The sequence below is a fragment of the Pirellulales bacterium genome (genome assembly GCA_035533075.1).
Taxonomy (GTDB): Bacteria; Planctomycetota; Planctomycetia; order Pirellulales; family JAICIG01; genus DASSFG01.
The window spans coordinates 1-6687 of the sequence record DATLUO010000287.1; the positions used below are offsets into that span (position 1 = coordinate 1).

Below are 6687 nucleotides of genomic sequence, written 5' to 3' on the forward strand. Positions count from 1 at the left end.
CCTAACCCGGATGATTCACCGGCCCCCGAACTTGGCGCGCAGACTGCGCGAACACCAACCCGAAGCGCAAGCGAGCTAAGTCCTTTGCTGATCCTCGCTTGCGCTTCGGGTTGGTGTGGGCCGGTGAATAATCCGGGCTAATTCTAGGCCTGACGGCGAGCCACTGTCCACAGCAGCGGCATTCTGGTAGCGGTCTATTCGTGGCGGCAGGGAACTCGCCAAGCCAGGCCGCCGAGTCGTCGACCAGTTCCATGAAGCGGGCCGGCAACGATGAGTCGATCGCCTCGTGCCGCCGCCGCAAGTCAATCGGTGGCGAACTTGCCCCAATCGCTGGGTCTTCGGCTTTGGGTCTTGGGCTTTGCGTGCTGAACCCCCAATAGAGTTCGACGGACTACATCTTTCGGTTTCGCTTGGCGATTTCGTCGCGGAGCTTCGCGGCCAACTCATATTGCTCGCTGGCCACCGCCTCGTCGAGCTGCTCTTGCAGCGTGCGGCCGATGTGATAGTGGTCGCGCAGCGATTCGCGAAGCTGGTTCAACCGCTCGACCAGCTCGTCGTCTTCATAGCGTTCTTCGGCGTCGACGTCGACGTAAAACTCGCGGATGCGGTTGAGCCCCTGATTGATCTGCTCGATGGCCGCCTCCGGCCCGTGATCTTCCAGCTCGGCCAAGGCGGCGGCCTGGGTGCGGTGAAAGAGGATGAACGGCCGATACTGCTCGTGCGACATCGTCCAATCTTCGCTGGGCGAATGCTGCCGGGCAAAGTCCATGAAGGCCAGGCTATGATCGGCGTCGCGCACGGCACGGCGGAACTCGCGCAAGGCCAGCCAGCAGATACGACGCTGGTAATACTGCACGAACTCACGGTCCGCCTCGTTGCACTGCTCTTCGCTGAGCACGAACTCCTCGCCGTCGTGGACCGCCAGAGCCAACAGATAGTCGAAATAGGTCTCCGCCCCACCGGGCCGGGCGCCGTCGGGCCGGCCGTCGACTTCGAGCTGCAGCACACCCATATCGATCCGCATCTGCAACACCTCGCGGCCGTCGGCGCCGCGCACGATGCGCGCCGCGACTTCGCCGGGCTCGTAGTTCCAGTCTTTCAGGATGGAATCGATGTTTTGCCGTTTCGCCATGAATCTACCTGCGGTGACCCCATGCACCGGCACCGAAAATGTCTCATTTGCTCCCCATGTGCAGTATATTATACCACGGCGTCCACCGCCGGAGCGCCGCCGCGCAGCAGTGTCTCACGCGCCGCCAACACGTCGCGCAAGGCGGCTGCCGGCTCTTCAGCCAAGGCCGTCAAGTGCCCCATTTTGCGGCCCGGCCGCGGCGCCGCCTTCCCATATAAATGAAGCTTCACGTTGGGGCAAGCGCAGAGTGCTTGCCAGTCGGGCCCGCCCCCTTGCCAAAGATCGCCCAACAGGTTCGCCGTCGCCGCCGGGCAAATCAAGCGCGTCGAGCCGAGCGGCAGGCCGCAGATCGCCCGAAGCTGCTGCTCGAACTGACTCGTCACCGAAGCGTCGAACGTCAGATGGCCGGAATTGTGCGGCCGCGGGGCGAGTTCGTTGATCAGCAGCGAGCCGCCGCCGGTCACAAAAAACTCGACGCACAGCACGCCGACAACGTCGAGTTTTTCCAGCACCGCCCGCGCAATCTCGACGGCCTGGACGACGATCTTGTCCGGCAGCGGCGCGGGCGCCAGCGAGACGTCGAGAATATGGTTGCGGTGCGTGTTGGCGATCAGGCCGTAATCGACAAACGAGCCGTCGATGCCGCGGGCCGCCACGACCGACGCCTCGCACTCAAAATCGACCCAGGCTTCCAGAACGGCCTCATCGGTCGCCAGTCGCCGCCAGGCGTCGTCGATCTCTTCAAATCGCGCGAGCTTGACCTGCCCCTTGCCGTCGTAGCCCCAGCCGGCGGTCTTGAGCACGGCCGGAAGCCCAAGCTGATGCACGGCCCGGTCCAACTCCGCCGCGCTGCGGACCGCGACAAACTTCGTCACGGGAAAGCCATTGGCGCGCAGAAACGTCTTTTCGCGCAAGCGGTGCTGGGTCGTATGGAGCACGGAGCCGGCCGGCCGCACGATCGCGCATTCGGCGGCGGCCGCGGCCGTGGCGGCGGGAACGTTTTCGAACTCGAAGGTGACCACCGCCACCTGCCGCGCAAAACGCCGCACGGCATCCAGATCGTCGTAGCCGGCGTTGATCTCGAGGTCGGCCACTTGCCCGGTGGGGGTGTCGTCTTCGGGCGAAAGCGTGTGGACGCGGTAGCCCATGCGACGGGCCGCGATGGCAAACATCCGGCCGAGTTGGCCGCTGCCCAGCACGCCGACCGTGGCTCCAGGCAGAATCGCTCGCGTCACGGAATTCGGTCTCCCAGCACGTCGCAGGTCTGTTGTTCGCGAAACTGCTTCAGGTTCTGCCGCAGCTCGGGCCGCTTGTTGGCCAGAATGGCGATGGCCAGCAGGGCGGCGTTTGTGGCGCCGGCCTTGCCGATGGCCAACGTGCCGACGGGAATTCCGCCGGGCATTTGCACGATGCTCAACAACGAATCGAGGCCGTTGAGAGCCTGGCTTTGCACGGGAACGCCCAGCACCGGCAGGGTGGTTTGCGCCGCCACCATGCCCGGCAGATGCGCCGCGCCGCCGGCTCCGGCAATGATGACTTCCAGTCCGCGGTCCTCGGCGCTCTTGGCATACTCGGCCAGCCAATCAGGCGTGCGGTGTGCGGAAACAACGCGGCATTCGTGCGGGACATCGAAACGCGTCAGCACCTCATCCGCATGGCGCAGCGTCTCCCAGTCGGACTTGCTGCCCATGATCAGGCCGACGAGCACTTGCGACTGGGAATCCACGATACGCTACGACAAAGATGAGTGAAGCTGCGGACGAAGCGATCTTACAAAGCCGTTGCCGCGAAGTCGAGTGTTGGGGGGGGGTATGGCGGTGTAGGGTGGGACCAGCGAGCTTGCGAGCGCCGGCCCACCATGCAGTAAGACAAAAGGATGAAGGCAGAAGGCAGAACCCGCTTTCTGCCTTGATCCTTCTGCCTTCTCCCTTACCGAGTGGTGGGCCGGCGCTCGCAAGCTCGCTGGTCCCACCCTACCCCAATAACCGAAGTCGTTTGCGATTGACTTCCTAGACTTCCGCCGGCTGCGGGGCATAACCATAGCGCCACATGAAGCTCGCCCAGCGCAGGGCCACCTGTTGCCGGGCCTCATCCGACATCTCGTATTTGTTGGTCCGATAGCCCTCGGTACGGGCCACGTATTCTTCCAGAGCCGGCAGCACCGCAGCGAAACCGCCCAAGTCGAGCTTTTCATAGATCGCTCGCATCGAGGCGATGGGATCGCGCACCAACTCTTCATAATGCACTTCGCAAAAACAGTCGGCATCGATCAGCTCGCGATCGGCTTCGAACTTCTCGTACATCCGCTCGAACGTCCGCAGCACATATTCCTCCACGCCCTCGTAGTTGGGCTGCTGCAGGCCGTGCTTGCGATACAGCGTTCTCCACAGGTTGCAAGTCGAGGCGTAAACCACGTAGGGATCGCGGACGATGTGAATGAACCGCGCACGAGGAAAGATTTCCAAGAGCGTTTTGATGCGGCAGGTATGGGGCGGGCTTTTGAGCACGATCCGCTTGGGCCGGCGAAACGTGATCTGCCGCAGAAACCGCAGCAGAATCCGCTTCCATCGCTCCAGTTCCTCCGGCGAAAGTCCTTCCAGCGTCAGATACTCTTCGTACTGCGGCCCGTGATTCGGAAAGGCGATGGTCAGGTAGGGCGACGGCAGGCCCAGGTTGCACAAGGCGAATTCGTCTTCCTGGGGGCGGTCCCAGCCGGCGGCCATATTGTCCATCGGCCGATGGGCCGGCAGCAGGAATTTGAGAAAGCGGCGGGCGAAATCCTCGCTGAGCAGAAAATGGTTCGGTACGAGGCATTCATAGGTGGTGGGCGAGGTGTGCCGCTCGTCGAGCACCATCAGCTCGTGCAGCAAGGTGGTGCCCGCCCGCCAATGACCCACGACAAAGATGGGCTCGTCTACGATCGGCATGCGATTGGCCCGCCAGCCGACCCACGGCCACTGCCACCAGCGATAGGCCGTGTGAAACAGGCCCATGCCGGTGAGAAACAGGGCCTGGTGCCAGCGGGTCCAATGCACGGCGAAGCGGTTGCGGACGAGCAGCCGCATCCAGCCGAAAAGGTCCATGCCGGTCCAAAACAAGGGCGCCCACTCCCTGCTTTTAGGGCCGTTCTTCTGTTTGCCTTGCCCCGGTCCGCTGCCGCCCATTGATGGCACCAAGTCTACAGCCGATATCGTGAAACGATCTATGGTAGTGGCCGAGTCGGGTCAAGAGCAAGCGGTTACCGCTGCACGGTGGTCTGTTATCGCTGCGCGGTGGTCTGCTCGCGCCGGGCAACGGCCTGCAAAGCGGCCTTCATCTGCGTGACCAATTGCTGGGCGGGCTGCTTGCCCGTGACGCGGTTCAGCCGCATGCCGCGCGACGATACAAACTGGATGGTCGGAAAGCTGCGCACCTCGAACTGGCGGCAGGCCTGAGGTTCGGCATCGGCGTCGATCAGCACGCACACGAAGTCGCGCGACAGCGCCACCACCGCTTCCTCGGCGAACGCCTCATTGGCCATTTGATGGCAATACTTGCACCATTGGGCCGTGAAGAACAGCAGCATGGGCTTTTGCTCGTCGCGCGCCATCTGAAAGCCCCGTTCGAAGCCTTCGACAAAAGCGATTTGGCCACTTGGCAGGCCCGCCGCTGGCCGGCGGTCGCCCGCTGGCTCAGCCGAACCCAAGCTCTGAGGCTGGGGTGCCTGATCGCGGATTTCGCAACCGGCGCCGAGCAACACGCTGCCCATGAGAAGCGTGCGTTGAAAACAAGATAAACGTGGCATCCATCGGTCCTTCGATTTACCGGCCGCTTCCATTTCGCACTAGGTTTGACCAATGTCGCCGGGACTGTCAAGACCGGCGCAGTGTTACCGTTATCGCCGGATCAACAGGCTGACTTTAGCGCGATCAGCCTGTTGGATAACCGATGGCCGCGAACTATGCTTGCTTTGGGGCACCAGTCGTAGCGCGAGGAGACGATGGCCAAGAAGAAAGCGGCAAAGAGCGGCAAGATAGGGCGTCAAAAGAGTTCAGTCAAAGCGACGAAGAAGAAAACAAGCCGTGCGAAAACGCCGGTGAACAAGAATCGCCAGGCCGCACCCAAGCCCGCCAAACTTCCCAGACCCACGATTACCGGCGAAGAGAAGCTGTTTCTGCTATTTAAGGACGACTATCACGCGCGGCAGATTTTCGATTTTCTGCGCGTCGAAACGGTGCGCGAACTCGAGGAATTCAGCGCCGACGATATTGTGCGGCGTTTGAGCCAGCCCGTCGTCGATTCGGTAGAGCGGATTCGTCGTCGTCTGGCGGAGAAGAACCGCTATCTTTCGCACGACGAAGAATACCTGCGTGAGCGGCTGAGCAAATCCGGCCAGGAACGAGACTCGATCTGACTCGAAAGCGTCGCCGACCACAGGACCAGGAGGACCTACTACGAGCAACGGCGATACCATGATGCGCTCGATCTCTTTCTGGCATCTCGCGAGCTCGTCAATGATTGCCCTTTAACGCTATGGCATCTTGCCGGAACCTTGGACGCCCTCGGCAGGCCCGCTGAGGCGATCAAAATCTACACTTCGCTGTTGGATAGCAAGGTCACGCCCAGCGCGGATTCCTGTTGGGAAAGCGAGCTATGGTCGGTGTCGAAGGGCCGCGAGTTTCCGTATTTCCATGGCACGGCGGTGATGCGCGCCGAAGAATACGTTTCGCCCGACGCGCTGGGGAAGCCCGCGGTCCGGCGAGTATGGGTGATCGACGCGCTCTATTGGATCGCGCCGGAATGGAAGGCCACTCTTCCGCAGCCGTGGGTCGAAGTATCGGAAGCGGCGTTTCCCGAGTGGGTATCCGGGAATGCCCAAATCATCGTGCGGTGTTATGAGAAGAGGATGAGAGATGAAAGATGAGGGACGGAAGATGAGGGATAAAAGATCGGAGGGAAAAATGCTGAGCTGTGAGCAACGAGCAACGCGGCGCGCGGCGTTGTGCGCGGGCGTTGTCACGCTGGTTTGCGGCGCCAGCACGGCGGCCTCCGGTTCTGCACCACTCGACGGCCTGGGAAGGCCATCCTCCGGTTCTCGCCCGACAATGACGCGATTTGTCAATTCGCTGGGCATGCGGTTCGTAACGCTTCCGGCGGGAACATTCACGATGGGCGTGCCGGATGCCGGCAACGACGCGCCGGCCCCGCCCGAATGCCCGCCGCACGAGGTGAAAATCAGCCGCGCGTTTTGGTTGGGCCAGCGCCGGGTCGGGAGCTTCTTGCCCGTCGCCGTGAGCAACGCTTGCTTGGCCACGCTTGCCTACGACTGAAACCGATGGGCACCGGCGCGCCGGCTCTTGCCACCGATCCCGTATCGCAGAGGCAAAGCCAGACATCCGTGTAGGGACTACGACTCCCAGTCGCCGCTCTTCACCTGCTGCTGGGCGTCGTCCCAGGCGAGCGTGCGGTGAGGAACGGGAGGCTCGATGTCCGCAGGCTCCGCGCCGCGCTCGTCGGCACGCTCGCAACGGGCGACTTCCTCCTCCAAGGCGATCAGCCACGCCGGCACATCGAGC

General features: G+C 62.5%; 8 protein-coding genes. 3 read left to right on the forward strand and 5 right to left on the reverse strand.

Translation table 11 applies throughout. The features are described 5' to 3' along the window. Positions 1–391: 391 nt before the first annotated feature. The 5 genes from VNH11_35670 to VNH11_35690 all read right to left on the reverse strand — a co-directional run bounded on the left by VNH11_35670 (position 392) and on the right by VNH11_35690 (position 4916). Complete coding sequence (locus VNH11_35670) at positions 392–1132, reverse strand: UvrB/UvrC motif-containing protein (GenBank protein HVA51735.1); 741 nt, start codon at positions 1130–1132, stop codon at positions 392–394. A 68-nt stretch (positions 1133–1200) separates the two neighbouring features. Next, positions 1201–2367 carry a 5-(carboxyamino)imidazole ribonucleotide synthase gene (locus tag VNH11_35675; GenBank protein HVA51736.1) on the reverse strand — a complete coding sequence of 389 codons (1167 nt, stop codon included), beginning with the start codon at positions 2365–2367 and terminating at the stop codon, positions 1201–1203. Further along, positions 2364–2858, reverse strand: a complete 495-nt coding sequence (gene purE / locus VNH11_35680; protein HVA51737.1) for a 5-(carboxyamino)imidazole ribonucleotide mutase — start codon at positions 2856–2858, stop codon at positions 2364–2366. The genes VNH11_35675 and purE overlap by 4 nt, the downstream gene beginning before the upstream one ends. Positions 2859–3141: 283 nt before the next feature. After that, positions 3142–4230, reverse strand: coding sequence for a sulfotransferase (locus tag VNH11_35685; protein HVA51738.1), 1089 nt, complete (start codon positions 4228–4230; stop codon positions 3142–3144). A 161-nt stretch (positions 4231–4391) separates the two neighbouring features. After that, positions 4392–4916, reverse strand: a complete 525-nt coding sequence (locus VNH11_35690; GenBank protein HVA51739.1) for a thioredoxin family protein — start codon at positions 4914–4916, stop codon at positions 4392–4394. 291 nt (positions 4917–5207) lie between these two features. On the opposite strand from VNH11_35690, the gene VNH11_35695 reads away from it, so the two are divergent. From VNH11_35695 to VNH11_35705, 3 genes are all read left to right on the forward strand, one after another. Next, complete coding sequence (locus VNH11_35695) at positions 5208–5525, forward strand: hypothetical protein (GenBank protein HVA51740.1); 318 nt, start codon at positions 5208–5210, stop codon at positions 5523–5525. A gap of 189 nt (positions 5526–5714) precedes the next feature. Continuing rightward, the gene (locus VNH11_35700) at positions 5715–6035 is read left to right on the forward strand and encodes a hypothetical protein (GenBank protein ID HVA51741.1); all 321 of its coding nucleotides are present in this window, start codon (positions 5715–5717) and stop codon (positions 6033–6035) included. A 181-nt stretch (positions 6036–6216) separates the two neighbouring features. Next, the gene (locus VNH11_35705; GenBank protein HVA51742.1) at positions 6217–6441 is read left to right on the forward strand and encodes a hypothetical protein; all 225 of its coding nucleotides are present in this window, start codon (positions 6217–6219) and stop codon (positions 6439–6441) included. The last annotated feature ends 246 nt before the right edge of the window (positions 6442–6687 follow it).

What these genes read in the sequence shown, in the direction of transcription:
- VNH11_35670 (HVA51735.1), bottom strand. Translation starts at nt 1,132, where the DNA reads ATGGCGAAACGGCAAAACATCGATTCCATCCTGAAAGACTGGAACTAC.
- VNH11_35690 (HVA51739.1), bottom strand. Translation starts at nt 4,916, where the DNA reads ATGCCACGTTTATCTTGTTTTCAACGCACGCTTCTCATGGGCAGCGTG.
- VNH11_35705 (HVA51742.1), top strand. Translation starts at nt 6,217, where the DNA reads ATGACGCGATTTGTCAATTCGCTGGGCATGCGGTTCGTAACGCTTCCG.